Raw genomic sequence first — 18395 nt, 5'->3', positions numbered from 1 at the left:
CTAGCGTTATCGTGAAGAACGGCAGGCAGAAGATCGACGACATGAGCAAGAGCTGCATCGACGTCCAGGAAAGCGAGCTGAGACTGTTTCCGGGCCTGGACGAAGAGGTGGCGGACACCTTGCGGGCGATGAAGACGGCGGCCGCTGATCCCCGGCCGCGCCTGGTGGACACCACCATGCTGTTCGCGCCGCGCTCGGGCGGGGTGAAGCGCTATCTGCTGTCGAAGAAGGCCTGGCTGGAGGCCAACCGGCCCGGCGTGGCGCACAACCTGGTCGTGCCGGGCGCCAAGCATAAGGCCGCCCTGGACGGCGTGGTGCGTCTGCACGCGACCAAGCTGCCCTTCGGCGACGGCTATCGCTGGCCCAGTTCGGTGCGGCGCTGGGGCGCATGGTGCGCCTCGCTCAATCCCGCCCTGATCGAGGCGGGCGATCCCTATACGCCCGGGCAGGGCGCTCTGGAGGCGGGGCAGAGAGTCGGCTGCCCGGTCGTGGGCTTCTGTCACTCCGACCCGGCCAGCCTGGCGGCGCTGCATTTCGGCGAATGGGCCAAGAAGCCCGTTGAGAAGCGTTGGGCGAAGCTGTTCTCGCAGTTCGACCGCGTGGTCTCGCCCAGCCGCTTCATCGCCCGACGGCTGGAAGAGGCGGGGGTAGGCGGCATCGTGATTCGTCCGCTGGGCGTCGAGGTGGACGCCTTCCATCCCGACCGCCGGGATCGCGACTGGCTGCTGAAGCGGCTGGGGCTGGGCGCGGACGCTCGCCTGCTGTGCTTCGCAGGCCGTCCGGCGAAGGAGAAGAATGTCGGCGTCCTGATCGACGCAGTGCAGCGCCTCGGCGCGCCCTATCACCTGGTGCTGGTCGGCGCCGGGGCGGGCATGCCGGCGGAGGATCGGGTCTTTTCCCTGCCTTATGAAAAGGACCCGCGCGCGGTCGCGCGCATCATCGCCAGCTGCGACGCCTTCGTGCACGCCAACGACAAGGAGCCCTTCGGTCTGATCGTGCTGGAGGCCATGGCCTGCGGGCGTCCCGTCGTGGGGGTCGACGCCGGAGGCGTGGCCGAGACGGTGGACGAGGGCGTGGGCCAGTTGGCCGCCTCGGCCGACCCCGCGGACTACGCCGCGGCGGTCGAGGCCCTGTTCGCCCGCGACATAGAGGCGCTGGGGCGAGCCGCCCGAGTGAAAGCGGTCGAGCAGTTCGCCTGGAATCGCGTCTTCGAGGACCTGACCATCCTGTATGGCGAACTCACGGGCCGCGCCGAGTTCGTCACGCCGCGAGAGCCCCTGCCGATGAACTGAGGCCGGGCGCGTTCGCTCGCGCGGCGCGCGGTGCGTTCATGACGATGCATTTGAGAGAGGGAAGGGCGGTGCGCCACTTCATTCATTTCTGAAGGAAGTGGCGCGAGTGACGGGGCTCGAACCCGCGACCTCCGGCGTGACAGGCCGGCACTCTAACCAACTGAGCTACACCCGCGTTTCCCGAACCGAAGCGCTGTGCGCCGCGGCGAGGGGCGTCGTTTAGGCGGGGCCGCGTCGCACGTCAAGCGACCTGGCTGTGGATAAAGCAAATCAATGCAGTCTTCCTTTCGCGAGCGCTTGAGGGCGGGCTGCGCGAGGGGGCGGCCGCTCCTTGAGACGGGCGCCGACTTCGTGTCGGCGGCGGGGCTGAACTCGCGGATCGGCGGTATGGAGGCGGGGTGTGAAATGGCCTTCCAGCGTCACAATAATCTGCGAACCGTTCGCAAGAAAAAACCTTCGGCCACTTGGGTTTGAACCCCGGCGAGGTTGGGTCTAAGAAGCCCCGAATCCGCCCCCTCCCTCCGGCGGGCGAGGCAGCTCGAATGAACGAATTTCTTCTAGAATATCTTCCGATCGTCGTTTTCCTGGGCATCGCCATCGTGCTCGGCGCCGGCTTCATGCTGGCGGCCTGGGTGCTGGCCCCCAAGAACCCCGACACCGAGAAGCTCTCGGCTTATGAGTGCGGCTTCAACGCCTTTGACGACGCGCGCATGAAGTTCGACGTGCGCTTCTATCTGGTGTCGATCCTCTTCATCATCTTCGACCTGGAAATCGCCTTCCTGTTCCCCTGGGCGGTGTCGATGTTCGACCTGTCGCACGGCGGCATGGTCTTCGCCTTCTGGTCGATGATGGTCTTCCTGGGCGTCCTGACGGTCGGCTTCATCTACGAATGGAAGAAGGGAGCCCTGGAATGGCAGTGATCGCCCCCTCCAGTCCTCTGGTCCCCGCCGGTTCTGCCGCGCGCTCGACCGTCGAGGGCTATGATCCCAAGGTCCACGACAAGTTCTTCGAGTCGGTGAACACCGAACTGGGCGAGCGCGGCTTCCTGACGACCTCGCTGGACGACGTCATCACCTGGGCCCGCACCGGTTCGCTGATGTGGATGTCGTTCGGTCTGGCCTGCTGCGCCGTGGAGATGATCCACCTGTCGATGCCGCGCTTCGACCTGGAGCGTTTCGGCACCGCGCCGCGCGGTTCGCCGCGCCAGTCCGACCTGATGATCGTCGCCGGGACGCTGACCAACAAGATGGCTCCGGCCCTGCGCAAGGTCTACGATCAGATGCCGGACCCGCGCTACGTCATCTCGATGGGGTCGTGCGCCAACGGCGGCGGCTACTATCACTACAGCTACAGCGTCGTGCGCGGCTGCGACCGCGTGGTGCCGGTGGACGTCTATGTTCCGGGCTGCCCGCCGACCGCCGAGGCCCTGCTGTACGGCATCCTGCAACTGCAGAAGAAGATCCGCCGCACGGGGACCATCGAGCGATGAGCGAACTGGTGCGCGTTGCGGAGCGCGAATCCGCCCTTACGCCCCTGGGCACTGAAATGGTCGCGGCGCTCGGCGTCGAAGCTGTGGTGGCCTATGGCGAGCTGACGCTGATCGCCCCGCGCGAGAACATCGTCGAGATCATGACGGCCCTGCGCGATCAGTTCGGCTTCCAGCAGTGCATGGATGTCTGCGGCGCCGACTATCCCGACCGCGCCGAGCGGTTCGAGGTTGTCTATCACCTGCTGTCGCTGACGCGCGCCGCGCGCGTTCGCGTCAAGGTGTCGACCGACGAAGTGCAGCCGGTCCCCAGCGTCGTTTCGGTCTATCCGTCGGCGGGCTGGTTCGAGCGTGAGGCCTTCGACATGTACGGCATGATCTTCTCGGATCACCCGGACATGCGCCGCATCCTGACCGACTACGGCTTCCAGGGGCACCCGCTGCGCAAGGACTTCCCGATGACGGGCTACGTCGAGGTCCGCTACGACGAAGAGCAGAAGCGCATCGTCTACGAGCCGGTGAAGCTGACGCAGGAATTCCGCAACTTCGACTTCCTGTCTCCGTGGGAAGGCGCCGACTATCCGACCGTCCTTCCGGGCGATGAAAAGGCGGGAGCGCAGTAATGGCCGACGTCAAGAACATGCCCGCGCCGCTCGGTTCGGCCATCGACCCGTTCGAGGATTATGAAGACGGCCTGACCCCGCACGCAAGGGCGATGGACGACCGCAAGTTCACCATCAACTTCGGCCCGCAGCACCCGGCCGCGCACGGCGTGCTGCGTCTGGTGCTGGAGCTGGACGGCGAGCTGGTCACGCGCGTCGATCCGCACATCGGCCTGCTGCACCGCGGCACCGAGAAGCTGATGGAGGCGCGCACCTACCTCCAGAACATCCCCTATCTGGACCGGCTGGACTATGTCTCGCCGATGAACCAGGAGCACGCCTTCTGCCTGGCCATCGAGCGCCTGCTGGAGATCGACGTGCCGTATCGCGGCCAGCTGATCCGGGTCCTGTACTCGGAGATGGGCCGCATCCTGAACCACCTTCTGAACGCGACCATGCAGGCTATGGACGTTGGCGCCCTGACCCCGCCGCTGTGGGGCCACGAAGAGCGCGAGAAGCTGATGGTCTTCTACGAGCGGGCCTGCGGCGCGCGCCTCCACGCCAACTACTTCCGTCCGGGCGGCGTCCATCAGGATCTGACACCCGAGCTGATCGACGACATCGGCCGCTGGTGCGCCGAGTTCCCGGCCGCGCTGAACGACATCGAAAGCCTGGTTACCGAGAACCGCATCTTCAAGCAGCGCAACGTCGACATCGGCGTCGTGTCCAAGGAGAACGCCCTGGCGTGGGGCTTCTCGGGCGTCATGCTGCGCGGCTCGGACATCGCCTGGGACCTGCGCAAGGCCCAGCCGTACGACTGCTACGCCGACATGGAGTTCGACATCGCCGTCGGCAAGAACGGCGACTGCTGGGACCGCTACCTGTGCCGCGTCGAAGAGATGCGCCAGTCGGTGCGCATCATGGAGCAGTGCATCCACAAGCTGCGCAACTGCCCCCGCGAACCGGTCCTGACCGAAGACCATAAGGTCGCCCCGCCGCGTCGCGGTGAGATGAAGCGTTCGATGGAAGCGCTGATCCACCACTTCAAGCTCTACACCGAGGGCTTCCGCACTCCGGAAGGCGAGGTCTATGCGGCCGTCGAGGCGCCCAAGGGCGAGTTCGGCGTCTATCTGGTGTCGGACGGCACCAACAAACCCTACCGCGTCAAGCTGTCGGCCCCCGGCTTCCGTCACCTGCAGGCGATGGACTGGATGAACCGCGGCCATATGCTGGCGGACGTGTCCGCCATCCTCGGCTCGCTCGACATGGTGTTCGGAGAAGTGGACCGATGAGCGTTCGTCGTCTCGCCAAGGAACAACCGTCCTCTTTCGAGTTTTCGAAGGAGACGATGGAAAAGGCTCAGTGGTGGATCAAGAAGTACCCTGAATCGCGTCGCCAGTCGGCCGTGATCCCGATCCTGTGGCTGGTCCAGAAACAGGAAGGCTGGGTGTCCGAGCCGTCGCTGCGCGCCATCGGCGACCTGTTGGGCATGGCCTATATCCGGGTGCTGGAGGTCGCGACCTTCTACACCATGTTCCAGTTGACGCCGGTCGGTACGGCCGCGCTGATCCAGGTCTGCGGCACGACGCAGTGCATGCTGCGCGGCTCCAATGAGCTGATGCGCGTGTGCCGCGAGAAGATCGGTCCCAAGGACGAACTGTCCGCCGACGGCCGCTTCACCTGGCAGGAAGTCGAATGCATCGGCGCCTGCTCGAACGCGCCGGTGGCCCAGATCAACGACCTCTATTACGAAGATCTGACGCCTGAGAACATGGCCCAGATCATCGATGATTTCGCTGCGGGCAAGACGCCGAAGGCGGGCAGCTATGTCGGTCGTCACACGTCTGAGCCGGTAGGCGGCGCGCGCGTGCTGACGGATCCGGCGCTGTATGACGGCTCGGCCGCCAAGAAGATCAAGAAGCTGCCGAATTCGGAGCCTGTCGCTGAAAAGGCGCCGGTCTGATGGCGCGGCCGGACCTCGAGACAGAAGCGGGCAGGGCGGCCTATCGGGCCGAGCTGCGTCGCGTGGGCTGGCGTCAGCGTTGGGCTGGCCTGGCTTGCATCGTGGTCGCGGCCGCATTGGTTTTGTTCGCGCGCGACGGCCGTTTCGGCCTGACTGACAACGCGGTGATGGCGGCCTATGGCCTGTTGGCTATCGGATGGGTGCTGGTGATCTACGCCGTCTTCCAGCGCACCCGCCACCATAAACGCCGCATGGCGGAAGGACTTTAAGGGATCATGGTCGGCATCCTCCAAGACAAGGATCGGATCTTCACCAACCTCTACGGCTTCCACGACTGGGGCCTTGAAGGTGCGAAGAAGCGCGGCGCGTGGAACGCCACCAAGGACATGCTGGACCTTGGCGGCGACTGGATCATCAACAACGTCAAGAACTCGGGCCTGCGCGGACGCGGCGGCGCCGGTTTCTCGACCGGGCTGAAGTGGTCCTTCATGCCCAAGGAAGTGAAGGATCGCCCTCACTACCTGGTCATCAACGCCGACGAGTCCGAGCCCGCGACCTGCAAGGACCGCGAGATCATGCGTCATGATCCGCACCTGCTGATCGAAGGCGCCCTGATCGCCTCCTTCGCGATGAAGGCTCACGCCTGCTACATCTACCTGCGCGGCGAATACATCCTCGAGCGCGAGCGCATGGAAGCCGCCGTCAAGCAGGCCTATGAGGCCAAGCTGATCGGTGACGACAACGTCCACGGCTGGGACTTCCACGTCTATATCCACCACGGCGCGGGCGCTTACATCTGCGGTGAAGAGACGGCCCTGCTGGAGTCGCTGGAAGGCAAGAAGGGCCAGCCGCGCCTGAAGCCGCCGTTCCCGGCTGGCGCAGGCCTCTATGGCTGCCCGACGACCGTGAACAACGTGGAATCGATCGCCGTGGTCGGCACCATCCTGCGTCGTGGCGCGGACTGGTTCGCCAGCTTCGGTCGTCCGAACAACACCGGCACCAAGCTGATGTCCCTGTCGGGCCACGTGAACACCCCCTGCGTGGTCGAAGAGGCCATGTCGATCCCGCTGCGCCAGTTGATCGAGGATCACGGCGGCGGCGTGCGCGGCGGCTGGGAAAACCTGAAGGCCATCATTCCGGGCGGCGCGTCCTGCCCGGTCATCACGCGCGAACAGGCCGAAGTCGCCCTGATGGATTTCGACTCCATGCGCGAGCATCGCTCGTCGCTGGGCACCGCCGGGGTGACGGTCATGGACCAGTCCACCGACATCGTGAAGGCGATCGCCCGCATCAGCTACTTCTTCAAGCACGAGAGCTGCGGCCAGTGCACGCCGTGCCGTGAAGGCACCGGCTGGATGTGGCGCGTGCTGGAACGCATGGCGATCGGCGACGCCGACCCGTCCGAGATCGACCTGCTGCTCGACGTGGCCGGTCAGGTCGAAGGACACACCATCTGCGCCCTCGGCGACGCCGCCGCCTGGCCCGTTCAGGGCCTGATCCGGCACTTCCGTCACGAGATCGAAGAGCGCATCCACACCTACCGCAGCCGCCGCGCGAACTTCGCCGGCCACGCGATCGCGGCGGAGTAATCGTAATGCCTATCGCCAAGGTCAACGGCGTTGAAGTCGAGTTCGAACCGGGCATGACCGTGCTGCAGGTCGCCGAGCGCGCCGGGCAGGAAATCCCGCGCTTCTGCTACCACGAGCGCCTGTCCATCGCCGGCAACTGCCGCATGTGCCTGGTCGAGGTGAAGCCTGGACCGCCCAAGCCGCAGGCATCGTGCGCGCTGCCGGCCGCCGACGGCCAGGAAATCTTCACCGACACGCCGATGGTGAAGAAGGCCCGCGAAGGGGTGATGGAGTTCCTGCTCATCAACCACCCCCTCGACTGCCCGATCTGCGACCAGGGCGGGGAGTGCGACCTGCAGGATCAGGCTGTGGGCTACGGCCGCGACGGTTCGCGCTACGGCGAGAACAAGCGCGCGGTCGAAGAAAAGAACATGGGCCCGACGGTCAAGACGTTCATGACGCGCTGCATCCAGTGCACGCGTTGCGTTCGCTTCATCACCGAAGTGGCGGGCGTGCCCGACATCGGCATGATCTCGCGCGGCGAAAGCGCTGAGATCACGACCTATCTGGAAAAGAACATCGACAGCGAGCTGTCGGGCAACGTCAACGACCTGTGCCCCGTCGGGGCCCTGACGCACCGCCCGTGGCAGTATCACTACCGCCCGTGGGAGCTGAAGAAGACCGAGACCATCGACGTGATGGACGCCCTCGGCTCGAACATCCGCGCCGACTCGCGCGGCGCCGAGGTCATGCGCGTGCTGCCGCGCGTGAACGAGGGCATCAACGAAGAGTGGCTGTCTGACAAGAGCCGCTACGCCGTCGACGGCCTGCAGGCGCGTCGTCTGGATCGCCCGTGGGTGCGCGAGAACGGCAAGCTGCGTCCCGCTTCGTGGGATGAAGCCCTGTCGGTCGTGGCCGACAAGCTGAAGGCCGCTCCGGCTGACCGCATCGGCGCCATCGCCGGCGATCTGCAGGACGCCGAGTCGATGAAGGCGACGCTGGACCTGTTCCGCGCCCTGGGCTCGGCCAACACCGACTGCCGTCAGGACGGCGCGGCGCTGGGCGGCGAGGCTCGCGAGGGCTGGCTGTTCAACTCTGGCCTGCAAGGCATTGAAAACGCTGACGCCATCCTGATCGTGGGCGCCAATCCGCGCACGGAAGCGCCGCTGCTCAACGCCCGTATCCGCAAGAGCTGGCTGAAGGGCGGCGTCGAAGTCGGCGTCATCGGCCCGCAAGCCGACCTGACCTATGATTACGCCTGGCTGGGCGCCGGTTCGAAGACCCTGGGCAAGCTGCCCAAGGCCGCGACCGACTTCCTGACCCAGGCCGAACGTCCGGCCATCATCGTCGGCGCGGGCGCCCTGACCGGCGAGACCGGCCCGGCCGTGCTGAACGCTCTTGGCGCGCTTGCCAAGAAGGTCGGCGTCGTCAAGGACGGCTGGAACGGCTTCAACGTCCTGCACGCCGCCGCCGCGCGCGTCGGCGGCCTGGACATGGGCTTCCTGCCGGGCGAGGGCGGTCTGGACGTGGCCGGCATGCTGAAGCCGGGTGCGTTGGACGTGCTGTTCCTGCTGGGCGCCGATGAGGTGAACACGGATGCGTCGGGCGCCTTCCGCGTCTATCTGGGCTCGCACGGCGATCGCGGCGCGCACGGCGCGGACGTGATCCTGCCGGGCGCGGCCTACACCGAGAAGTCGGGCCTGTACGTCAATACCGAAGGCCGGGTGCAGATGGCCGAGCGCGTGGTCTTCCCGAAGGGCGAGGCCAAGGACGACTGGGCCATCATCCGCGCCCTGTCCGAGCGTGTGGGCGCCAAGCTGCCGTTCGACACGCTGGAACAACTGCGCGCCAAGCTGATGGGCGACCATTCGACCTTCGGCCGCATCGACTATCTGGCTCCGGCCGCGACGTTCGACGTCGCCAAGCTGGGCGCCAAGGGGGACCTGGGCGACGTCGCCTTCGTCTCCGTCATCGCCGATCCCTACCTGACCAACCCGATCGCGCGCGCCAGTGAAACGATGGCCCAACTGTCCGCTGAGCGGACGGCGCCGGTCGCCCTGGCGGCGGAGTAAGACATGGACGCTGCGACTTCCTTCTGGGCCACCCCCGTCGGCTGGACCCTCGCCACTTTGGGCGGGATTCTGCTGGTCGTGGTCGGCATCCTGATCTCCCTGGCCTTCCTGCTGCTCGCCGACCGCAAGATCTGGGCGGCCGTTCAGCTGCGCAAGGGTCCGAACGTGGTCGGCCCCTTCGGCCTGCTGCAGTCCTTCGCCGACTTCTTCAAGTTCGTGCTGAAGGAGATCGTCATCCCGGCCGGCTCGGACAAGGTGGTCTTCATCCTGGCCCCTCTGATCAGCTTCGTGCTGGCCTTCATCGCCTGGGCGGTGATCCCGTTCGCGCCGGGCTGGGTGGTGTCGGACCTGAACGTCGGCATCCTGTACATCCTCGCGATCAGCTCGCTGGGCGTTTACGGCATCATCATGGGCGGTTGGGCTTCGAACTCGAAGTATCCGTTCCTCGGCTCGCTGCGTTCGGCGGCGCAAATGGTGTCCTATGAGGTCTCGATGGGCCTGATCATCATCAACGTCATCCTGCTGGCCGGGACGATGAACCTGACCGAGATCGTGACCCAGCAACAGGGTTGGATCTGGAACTGGAACGCCTTCGGCGGCGGCCTCGAAACCCTGCCTACCATCATCGTCATGCTGCCGATGACGATCGTCTTCTTCATCTCGGCCCTGGCCGAGACCAACCGCCCGCCGTTCGACCTTCCCGAAGCGGAATCGGAACTGGTGGCCGGTTATCAGGTCGAATATTCCTCGACCCCCTACCTGCTGTTCATGATCGGCGAGTACGCCAACATCGTCTTCATGTGCGCCATGATCACCCTGCTGTTCTGCGGCGGGTGGAATCCGGGCTTCCCGACCGACTTCCTGAACAGCGTCCCGGCCTTCGTCGCCAACCTGTTCTACCTGGCGGTCTTCGCGGTGAAGGTGGTCTTCTGGTTCTTCATGATCGCCCTGGTGAAGGCCTTCGTGCCGCGCTACCGCTACGACCAACTGATGCGCCTGGGCTGGAAGATCTTCCTGCCGGCTTCGCTGGTCGCCGTGGTCTTCGTGGCGGCTTGGCGCGTGTTCGCGGTGGGCGGCTGATGAGCATCCGCGTGCCCCTGCTGATCGGCCTGGCCGTCGCCGCGACGGCCGGCGCCTGCGCGCCCTATGAGGCCGAGCCCGTCTCGGTCTATCAGTGGGAGCGCAAGGTGCAGGAAGTTGAACGGCGCGAGGCGGAACGCCAGCGCCTGTGCCAGACTCTCGACAAGGAAAGCGCCCGCTATGAACGCGAGTGCGCCGGAGTGAAATCGTAATGCTGACCCGTATCGTTCAGGCGGCCAAGGGCGCGATGCTGACCGACGTGTTCGGCGCCGTCGGCCTGTCGCTGAAGTACATGGCCAAGCCCAAGGCCACGGTGAACTATCCGTTCGAGCGCAACCCGCAGTCGCCGCGCTTCCGCGGCGAACACGCGCTGCGTCGCTATCCGAACGGTGAAGAACGCTGCATCGCCTGCAAGCTGTGCGAGGCCATCTGCCCGGCCCAGGCCATCACCATCGAGGCCGAACCGCGCGCCGACGGCAGCCGTCGCACGACGCGCTACGACATCGACATGGTCAAATGCATCTACTGCGGCCTGTGCCAGGAGGCCTGCCCGGTGGACGCCATCGTCGAGGGACCGAACAGCGAGTTCGCCACCGAGACCCGCGAAGAACTGCTCTATGACAAGGCGCGCCTGCTGGACAACGGCGACCGCTGGGAGCGTCTGATCGCGAAGAATCTGGAACTCGACGCTCCGTATCGCTAAACGGAGCGGCGATTCCGCCACGCTGACCCTGACCTTCGGGCCGGGGCCGATTTCTGGAAGGGTCCGAGGCGTTCGCCCGGGCCATTGGTTTTGAAGAGGGGCGTCGTCCCGCACATGTTGCAAGGCCTGGCCTTCTATCTTCTGGCGACGGTCGCCGTGGTTTCCGCCCTTCTGGTGGTGACCGCGCGCAACCCCGTGCACTCCGTCCTCTGGCTGATCCTGACCTTCTTCTCGGCGGCCGGCCTGTTCGTGCTGCTGAGCGCCGAGTTCCTGGCGATGCTGCTGGTGGTCGTCTACGTCGGCGCCGTGGCGGTGCTGTTCCTGTTCGTCGTCATGATGCTGGACGTCGACTTCGTGAAGCTGCGCGAAGGTTACGCGCGCTATCTGCCGCTGGCGGGCATTGTGGCGGGCGTCCTGCTGGCCGAGATGATCATGGTGTCGATCAGCGTCGTTCAGGGCGGAGCCGCCCGCGACGCCGCCTCGCCGGTTCCGGCCGGGCCTGACGCGACCAACATCGAGACGATCGGCCGCGTGCTCTACACGGACTACGTCTACTTCTTCCAGGCGGCGGGCGTGGTCCTGCTGATCGCCATGATCGGCGCCATCGTCCTGACCCTGCGTCACCGTCCGGGCGTGCATCGCCAGGATCTGGCGGCCCAGGCCAACCGCGAACGCGCCAAGGCCGTCGAGGTCAAGTCCGTGACCACGGGCCAGGGCGTCACCCCCGAGGAGCTTCTGTGATGGATATCTCGCTCCAGCACTATCTGGCGGTCGCCGCCATGCTGTTCACCATCGGCGTGTTCGGCATCTTCGTGAACCGCAAGAACGTCATCATCATCCTGATGTCGGTCGAGATGATCCTGCTCGCGGTGAACATCAACTTCGTGGCCTTCTCGACCCACCTGAACGACGTGTCGGGTCAGTTGATGGCCATGTTCGTCCTGACCGTCGCCGCGGCCGAGGCCGCCGTCGGCCTGGCCATTCTCGTGACCTTCTTCCGTAACCGCGGCGACATCGCGGTCGACGACGCCTCCGTGATGAAGGGCTGATCGGAACCGTGACTATCCAGACTCTCGTCACTCTCGGCGTCTTCGCCCCCCTGCTGGGGGCCATGATCGCCGGCTTCTTCGGTCGCCGGATCGGCGACATTCCGTCTCAGGCCGTTACGACGGGCCTGCTGTTCTTCTCGTGCGCGGTCTCGTGGATCGTGTTCGGACAGTGGACCTGGGGCGAGCTGGAAGCCTTCACCGTCAAGATTGCGCCCTTCATCCACGTGGGCGACTTCCAGTCGAACTGGTCGATCCGCGTCGACGCCATGTCAGCGGTCATGCTGATCGTGGTGACCTCGGTGTCCTCGCTGGTTCACCTCTATTCCTGGGGCTACATGAAGGAGGACGACAGCCGTCCTCGCTTCTTCGCCTATCTGTCCCTGTTCACCTTCATGATGCTGGCGCTGGTGACGGCCGCCGACTTCGTGCAGATGTTCTTCGGCTGGGAAGGCGTGGGCCTGGCGTCCTATCTGCTGATCGGCTTCTGGTACAAGAAGGCCTCGGCTTCGGCCGCCGCCATCAAGGCCTTCGTCGTCAACCGCGTCGGCGACTTCGGCTTCCTGCTCGGCATGATGACCGTGTTCTGGATGTTCGGCACGATCGAGTTCGCCAAGCTGTTCCCGCTGATCGCCGGCAAGGTCGGCGCGGGCTGGGAGTTCCTGGGCTACACCTGGTCGGCGCTGGACCTGGCCGGTCTGCTGCTGTTCGTCGGCGCCATGGGCAAGTCGGCGCAGTTCTTCCTGCACACCTGGCTGCCGGACGCCATGGAAGGCCCGACCCCGGTGTCGGCCCTGATCCACGCGGCCACCATGGTCACCGCCGGGGTCTTCATGGTCTGCCTGCTGTCGCCGCTGTATGAGCACGCGCCGATCGCCTCGCAGTTCATCGCCATCATCGGCGGCATCACGGCCATCTTCGCCGCGACCGTCGGCATGATGCAGAACGACATCAAGCGGGTGATCGCCTATTCGACCTGTTCGCAGCTGGGCTACATGTTCTTCGCGGCGGGCGTCGGCGCTTACCAGCCCGCCATGTTCCACCTGTTCACGCACGCCTTCTTTAAGGCCCTGCTGTTCCTGGGCGCCGGTTCGGTGATCCACGGCATGCACCACGAGCAGGATATGCGGAAGATGGGCGGCCTGGTGAAGCTTCTGCCTTGGACCTACGGGACCATGATGATCGGCACCATCGCCATTACGGGTCTCGGTATTCCGGGCATTGGCGGCTTCGCGGGCTTCTACTCCAAGGACTCCATCCTCGAGAGCGCCTATGCGGCGGCGACGACCGGCCATTCGGCTGCGGGCATGTTCGCTTTTGTCATCGGCATCTCGGCGGCTCTGCTGACGGCCTATTATTCCTGGCGTCTGGTGTTCATGACCTTCCACAACAAGCCCGTTTGGAAGGAAGAGGAGGGCGCGCACGCCCACGCGGCCGACGACCACGCGTCGCATGCTCAGATCGAAACGCATTCCGAACCGCTGGACGGCGACGATCATGCGCACGACGACCATCACCACGGTCCGCTGAAGCCGCACGAGAGCCCGTTGGTCATGGTGCTGCCGCTGCTGGCGCTGTCGGTTGGCGCGGTTGCTGCGGGTATCGTCTTTGCTCCGCACTTCATCGGTAATCATGAGGCCGAGTTCTGGCGCGGCGCCATCTTCGTCGGCGAAGCCAACCACGTCCTGCACGAGAGCCACAACGTCCCGACCTGGGTGAAGTGGGCGCCGCTGATCGTGACGCTGCTGGGCACGGCCATCGCCTTCTGGATTTACGTCCTGAAGGAAGGCGTCGCCAAGGAGTGGGCCGAGCGCAAGGGCCCACTGTGGACCTTCCTCTACAACAAGTGGTTCTTCGATGAGCTGTATGACGCCGTCTTCGTGAAGGGCGCCAAGGCGCTCGGCGACTTCTTCTGGAAGATCGGCGACGTGAAGATCATCGACGGTCTGGGCCCGAACGGCGCGGCCTGGGCTTCGCTGAAGTCGGGCGGCTGGCTGTCCCGGTTCCAGTCCGGTTTCGTCTACTTCTATGCATTCGTGATGCTGATCGGCGTGGCTGCGTTCCTTGCCTTCGCCATCTTCACGTGGGGAGCCTGAGCCTCGTGCCTCACATTCTGAGCATCGTCACCTTCCTGCCGCTTCTTGGCGCGGCCGCGATCCTGGTCGCGCGCCTGCTGAACAAGGGCGGTCAGGACGCCGCGGCCCCGGCCGCCCGCTGGATCGCCCTGGTCACCACCATGGTGGTGCTGGCGGTGTCCGTCCTGCTGGTCGCGCAGTTCGATCCGTCGAACCCGGCCTATCAGTTCGTCGAGAACTACGCCTGGTTCGCCGGCGCCGGCTATCACTTGGGCGTGGACGGGATCTCGATCCTGTTCGTCCTGCTGACGGCCTTCCTGCTGCCGATCTGTATCGTGGCCAGCTGGAAGTCGATCCAGACGCGCGTCGTCGAATACATGATCGCCTTCCTGATCCTGGAGACGCTGGTCATCGGGGTGTTCACCTCGCTGGACCTGTTCCTCTTCTACATCTTCTTCGAAGGCACCCTGGTCCCGATGTATCTGATCATCGGCATCTGGGGCGGCGCCAACCGGATCTACGCGGCGTACAAGTTCTTCCTCTACACCTTGGCCGGTTCGGTCCTTATGCTGCTGGCCATGCTGTGGATGGCCCACACGACCGGCACCACCAGCATCCCGGAGCTGAAGCAGTACGCCTTCGACGCCTCGGTGCAGCCGATCCTGTGGCTGGCCTTCTTCGCCTCCTTCGCGGTGAAGATGCCGATGTGGCCGGTGCACACCTGGCTGCCCGACGCCCACGTTCAGGCGCCGACGGCCGGTTCGGTCATCCTGGCGGGCATCCTGCTGAAGCTGGGCGGCTACGGCTTCATCCTGTTCAACATCCCGATGTTCCCGTTGGCGTCGCAGATGTTCACGCCGCTGGTGTTCGCCCTGTCGGTGATCGCCATCGTCTATACGTCGCTGGTCGCCTTCCGTCAGACCGACATCAAGAAGCTGATCGCCTATTCGTCGGTCGCCCACATGGGCTTCGTGACCATGGGCATCTTCGCCGGCAACGACACCGGCGTTCAGGGCGCCGTCTTCCAAATGCTGAGCCACGGCCTGATCTCGGGCGCGCTCTTCCTGTGCGTCGGCGTGGTCTATGACCGGATGCACACGCGTGAGATTGCCTTCTATGGCGGCCTGACGGCGCGGATGCCCTGGTATGCGGCCATCTTCCTGATGTTCACCATGGCCAACGTCGGCCTGCCGGGCACCTCGGGCTTCATCGGCGAAGTGCTGACCATGACGGGCGCCTATCAGGCCTCGACCTGGACCGCCCTGATCGCCGCCTCGGGCGTGATCTTCTCGGCGGTGTACGCGCTGACGCTGTTCCGCAACGTCATGTACGGCGAGATCACCAATCCGGCGCTGCAGACCATCACGGACATCGACAAGCGCGAGCTGTTGATCTTCGTGCCGTTGATCGTCGGCACCATCTGGCTGGGCCTCTATCCCAACGCCGTCCTCGACTACACCGGGCCAAGCGTTGAGGCCCTGACGACCGCCTATCGCGCAGCCATCGGCGGGTGAGAGCATAATGACTGATCTGTCTTCCGCCCTTCATCTCTCGGCCCCGGAACTGACCCTGGCGGTCGGCGGTCTGGTGCTGCTCATGGTCGGCGCCTTCTCCGGCGAGAAGTCGACGCGCCTGGTTTCGGGCCTGTCGGTTCTGCTGCTGCTGGCGGCGACGGCGTTGGCTGTCGTCGGCCCGCTGGGTTCGGCTTTCAACGGGGCCTATGTGGCCGATCCGCTGGCCGTTTACGGCAAGGCGGTCATCTTCCTGTCCGCCGCTGTGGCCGTGGTGCTGGGCGACAGCTGGATGCATCGCAACAAGATCGCCAAGTTCGAGTATCCGATCCTGATCGTGCTGGCCTCGGTCGGCATGGGGATGATGGCGTCGTCGGGCGACCTGATCTCGCTCTACATCGGCATCGAGATGCACTCGCTGGCCCTCTACGTTCTGGCCGCCTATCGCCGCGACGATCTGAAGGCCTCGGAAGCCGGCCTGAAGTATTTTGTCCTGGGCGCCCTGTCCTCGGGCCTGCTGCTGTACGGCGCCAGCCTGATCTACGGCTTCGCCGGCTCGATGCGGTTCGTGGATATCGCCGCCTTCGCCACCGCCAACCCGGGCCCCGGCCTGATCTTCGGCCTGGTCTTCCTGATCTGCGGCCTGGCGTTCAAGGTCTCGGCCGCGCCGTTCCACATGTGGACGCCGGACGTCTATGAAGGCGCCCCGACCCCGGTCGTGGCCCTGTTCTCGACCGCGCCCAAGGTGGCGGCCATGGTGTTGATCATCCGCGTTCTGGTCGAAGGCTTCGGCCTGGCTCATGCGCAGTGGGCCCAGGTGCTGATCCTGATCTCGCTGATCAGCTTCGCGGTCGGCGCCTTCGGCGGCCTGATGCAGAAGGACATCCAGCGCCTGCTGGCCTATTCCTCGATCATCAACATCGGCTACGCCCTGCTGGGCGTGGCGGCGGGCACCCAACTCGGCGTCCAGGCGACGCTGATGTTCATGACCCTGTATGTAGTGGATCAGATCGGCTTCTTCGCCGTCCTGCTGTCGCTGAGCCGCAACGGCCGTCCGATCCGCAAGATCGCCGACCTGGCGGGGCTGAAGAAGGACCGCCCGCTGACGGCCGTCGCCCTGACGATCCTGTCGCTGTCGGCCATCGGCATCCCGCCGATGTCGGGCTTCTGGGGCAAGTTCTACGTCTTCGGCGCCGCCGCCGACGCCGGTTACTGGATGGCGGGCGCCGCGGGCCTGGTGGCCTCGGTCGTGGCGGGCTTCTACTACCTGCGCATCATCAAGGTGATGTGGTTCGACACGCCCGAGTTCGACGTGACGACGGACAAGGCGCCGGCCGGCGCGCAGTGGATCGGCTGGGCCGCCGCGGCCTTCAGCTTCCCCGTGCTGCTGATCGCCCTGACCTGGCTTGAGCCGCTGACGCGCGCGGCGGCCGCGGGCGTCGGGATCGGATAAGGGGCCTTGGCGGCTCCGGTCCTGATCCTCGAAGAGACCGACTCCACCAACGCCGAGGCGCGTCGCCGCGCCGAGGCGGGCGAGGCCGGGCCGCTGTGGATCGCGGCCCGGCGTCAGACCGCCGGGCGGGGCCGTCGCGGCCGCGCCTGGGACAGCCGGGACGGCAACCTGGCCTCGACCCTGCTGCTGACGCTGAACCGGTCTCCGGCCGAGGCGGCGCAGCTGACCTTCGCCGCCGCCCTAGCGGTGGCCGACCTGCTGGACCGCTATGTCCCGTCGACGCTCGTTAGCATCAAATGGCCCAATGACGTGCTTCTGGACGGGCGCAAGTCGTCCGGCATCCTGATCGAGTCCGGTCCCGCCCCCTCTGGCGGCTTGTGGCTGGCGGTCGGCATAGGCGTGAACCTGTCGCACGCGCCCGAGGGGACGGAGCGCCCCGCCACCTGCATCGCCGAGCACCTGCGTCACGACGTGGCCGCCGCGCCGTCGGCCGAGGAGGGGGCCAGGATGCTGGCCGAGACCTTCGACGCCTGGCTGGAACGCTGGTCGCGGCTGGGCTTTCAGCCGGTGCTGGACGCCTGGGTCGCGCGGACGCCGGGCCTGTTCGGCCCGTGCACGGCGCGGCTGAGCCATGAAACCCTGACCGGGACCGCCGACGGCGTCGAGGCCGACGGCGCCCTGCGCCTGAAACTTCCGGACGGAACCTTGCGGGTCATTTCCGCCGGCGACGTCTTCTTCGGAGAGGCCGCCTGATGCTGCTGGCGATCGAGCAAGGCAACACCAACACCCTGTTCGCCGTCCATGACGGCAAGGAGTGGATCGTCCAATGGCGCACGGCCACCGATCCGATGCGGACGGCCGATGAATACGCCGTCTGGCTGCATCAGCTGTTCGAGATGCGCGGCCAGGGCATGACCATGGCCGATATGGACGGCTGCATCATCTCCAGCGTGGTGCCGCAGTCGATCTTCAACCTGCGCAACCTGGCGCGGCGCTATCTGAACGTCGAACCCCTGGTGATCGGCGAGAACGTCGAGCTGGGCATCGAGGTGCGCATCCACAAGCCCAGCGAGGCCGGGGCCGACCGGCTGGTCAACGCCATCGGCGCGCTGCAGGTCTATGAAGGCGACCTGCTGCTGATCGACAGCGGCACGGCCACCACCTTCGACGTCGTCTCGGGCGCGAACGGGCAGGGGGCGGGGGCCTTCGAGGGCGGGTTGATCGCGCCGGGCATCAACCTGTCGCTTCAGGCCCTGCACGAGGCGGCGGCCAAACTGCCGCGCATCGCCATTCAGCGCCCCGAGACCGTCATCGGGCGCGACACCGTGACTTCCATGCAATCGGGCGTCTTCTGGGGCTATATCGCCCTGATCGAAGGGCTGGTGGACCGCATCAAGGCCGAGTGGGGCAAGCCCATGACGGTCATCGGCACCGGCGGCGTCGCCTCCCTGTTTGAAGGCGCAACTGACTCTATCGACCGGTTTGATCCGGACCTGACCATCCGCGGCCTACTCGAAATCTGGCGGCGGAACTCCCATCTGTAA

General features: G+C 65.7%; 19 protein-coding genes and 1 tRNA gene. 19 read left to right on the top strand and 1 reads right to left on the bottom strand.

Features of this window, described 5'->3' with window-relative positions:
• Positions 1–41 precede the first annotated feature (41 nt).
• Positions 42–1292: a glycosyltransferase gene (locus D8I30_RS13785; RefSeq protein ID WP_121483551.1), complete on the top strand. Its 1251-nt coding sequence runs from the start codon at positions 42–44 to the stop codon at positions 1290–1292.
• Between the two features lie 98 nt (positions 1293–1390).
• Here D8I30_RS13785 and D8I30_RS13780 read toward each other — a convergent pair.
• Positions 1391–1467 (bottom strand) — tRNA-Asp (locus tag D8I30_RS13780).
• A 367-nt stretch (positions 1468–1834) separates the two neighbouring features.
• Here D8I30_RS13780 and D8I30_RS13775 point away from each other — a divergent pair.
• From D8I30_RS13775 to D8I30_RS13690, 18 genes are all read left to right on the top strand, one after another.
• On the top strand, positions 1835–2212 hold the full coding sequence (locus D8I30_RS13775) for an NADH-quinone oxidoreductase subunit A (protein WP_003164585.1): 378 nt from the start codon (positions 1835–1837) through the stop codon (positions 2210–2212).
• Positions 2182–2781, top strand: a complete 600-nt coding sequence (locus tag D8I30_RS13770) for a NuoB/complex I 20 kDa subunit family protein (protein ID WP_121483235.1) — start codon at positions 2182–2184, stop codon at positions 2779–2781. The genes D8I30_RS13775 and D8I30_RS13770 overlap by 31 nt, the downstream gene beginning before the upstream one ends.
• On the top strand, positions 2778–3401 hold the full coding sequence (locus D8I30_RS13765) for an NADH-quinone oxidoreductase subunit C (RefSeq protein WP_121483234.1): 624 nt from the start codon (positions 2778–2780) through the stop codon (positions 3399–3401). The genes D8I30_RS13770 and D8I30_RS13765 overlap by 4 nt, the downstream gene beginning before the upstream one ends.
• A 92-nt stretch (positions 3402–3493) precedes the next feature.
• Entirely contained in the window at positions 3494–4672 is a 1179-nt protein-coding gene (locus tag D8I30_RS13760; protein ID WP_240387406.1) for an NADH-quinone oxidoreductase subunit D, read from the top strand.
• Complete coding sequence (gene nuoE / locus D8I30_RS13755; protein WP_024352545.1) at positions 4669–5343, top strand: NADH-quinone oxidoreductase subunit NuoE; 675 nt, start codon at positions 4669–4671, stop codon at positions 5341–5343. The genes D8I30_RS13760 and nuoE overlap by 4 nt, the downstream gene beginning before the upstream one ends.
• Complete coding sequence (locus D8I30_RS13750) at positions 5343–5612, top strand: hypothetical protein (RefSeq protein ID WP_024352546.1); 270 nt, start codon at positions 5343–5345, stop codon at positions 5610–5612. Before nuoE ends, D8I30_RS13750 begins: the two co-directional genes overlap by 1 nt.
• A gap of 6 nt (positions 5613–5618) precedes the next feature.
• Positions 5619–6932: an NADH-quinone oxidoreductase subunit NuoF gene (gene nuoF / locus D8I30_RS13745; RefSeq protein WP_121483232.1), complete on the top strand. Its 1314-nt coding sequence runs from the start codon at positions 5619–5621 to the stop codon at positions 6930–6932.
• A 5-nt stretch (positions 6933–6937) separates the two neighbouring features.
• A complete protein-coding gene (gene nuoG / locus D8I30_RS13740) occupies positions 6938–8983 on the top strand; it encodes an NADH-quinone oxidoreductase subunit NuoG (RefSeq protein WP_121483231.1) in 2046 nt (681 codons plus the stop codon).
• A 3-nt stretch (positions 8984–8986) separates the two neighbouring features.
• Positions 8987–10063: an NADH-quinone oxidoreductase subunit NuoH gene (gene nuoH / locus D8I30_RS13735; RefSeq protein WP_121483230.1), complete on the top strand. Its 1077-nt coding sequence runs from the start codon at positions 8987–8989 to the stop codon at positions 10061–10063.
• A complete protein-coding gene (locus tag D8I30_RS13730; protein ID WP_025977386.1) occupies positions 10063–10275 on the top strand; it encodes a hypothetical protein in 213 nt (70 codons plus the stop codon). Before nuoH ends, D8I30_RS13730 begins: the two co-directional genes overlap by 1 nt.
• A complete protein-coding gene (gene nuoI, locus D8I30_RS13725; RefSeq protein WP_003170180.1) occupies positions 10275–10766 on the top strand; it encodes an NADH-quinone oxidoreductase subunit NuoI in 492 nt (163 codons plus the stop codon). Before D8I30_RS13730 ends, nuoI begins: the two co-directional genes overlap by 1 nt.
• A 114-nt stretch (positions 10767–10880) precedes the next feature.
• Positions 10881–11507: an NADH-quinone oxidoreductase subunit J gene (locus D8I30_RS13720; RefSeq protein WP_025977385.1), complete on the top strand. Its 627-nt coding sequence runs from the start codon at positions 10881–10883 to the stop codon at positions 11505–11507.
• Complete coding sequence (gene nuoK / locus D8I30_RS13715; RefSeq protein ID WP_003164596.1) at positions 11507–11815, top strand: NADH-quinone oxidoreductase subunit NuoK; 309 nt, start codon at positions 11507–11509, stop codon at positions 11813–11815. Before D8I30_RS13720 ends, nuoK begins: the two co-directional genes overlap by 1 nt.
• 14 nt (positions 11816–11829) lie before the next feature.
• The gene (nuoL, locus tag D8I30_RS13710; RefSeq protein WP_205570783.1) at positions 11830–13908 is read left to right on the top strand and encodes an NADH-quinone oxidoreductase subunit L; all 2079 of its coding nucleotides are present in this window, start codon (positions 11830–11832) and stop codon (positions 13906–13908) included.
• A gap of 5 nt (positions 13909–13913) precedes the next feature.
• Entirely contained in the window at positions 13914–15401 is a 1488-nt protein-coding gene (locus D8I30_RS13705) for an NADH-quinone oxidoreductase subunit M (protein WP_121483228.1), read from the top strand.
• A gap of 7 nt (positions 15402–15408) precedes the next feature.
• Complete coding sequence (nuoN, locus tag D8I30_RS13700) at positions 15409–16851, top strand: NADH-quinone oxidoreductase subunit NuoN (protein WP_121483227.1); 1443 nt, start codon at positions 15409–15411, stop codon at positions 16849–16851.
• Between the two features lie 6 nt (positions 16852–16857).
• Positions 16858–17604, top strand: coding sequence for a biotin--[acetyl-CoA-carboxylase] ligase (locus D8I30_RS13695; protein ID WP_121483226.1), 747 nt, complete (start codon positions 16858–16860; stop codon positions 17602–17604).
• Positions 17601–18395, top strand: a complete 795-nt coding sequence (locus D8I30_RS13690) for a type III pantothenate kinase (protein ID WP_121483225.1) — start codon at positions 17601–17603, stop codon at positions 18393–18395. Before D8I30_RS13695 ends, D8I30_RS13690 begins: the two co-directional genes overlap by 4 nt.

The sequence above is a fragment of the Brevundimonas naejangsanensis genome (genome assembly GCF_003627995.1).
GTDB classification, from domain to species: Bacteria; Pseudomonadota; Alphaproteobacteria; order Caulobacterales; family Caulobacteraceae; genus Brevundimonas; species Brevundimonas naejangsanensis_B.
Note: the sequence above shows the minus strand (reverse complement) of the source record. Positions and strands in the feature narration are given on the sequence as shown.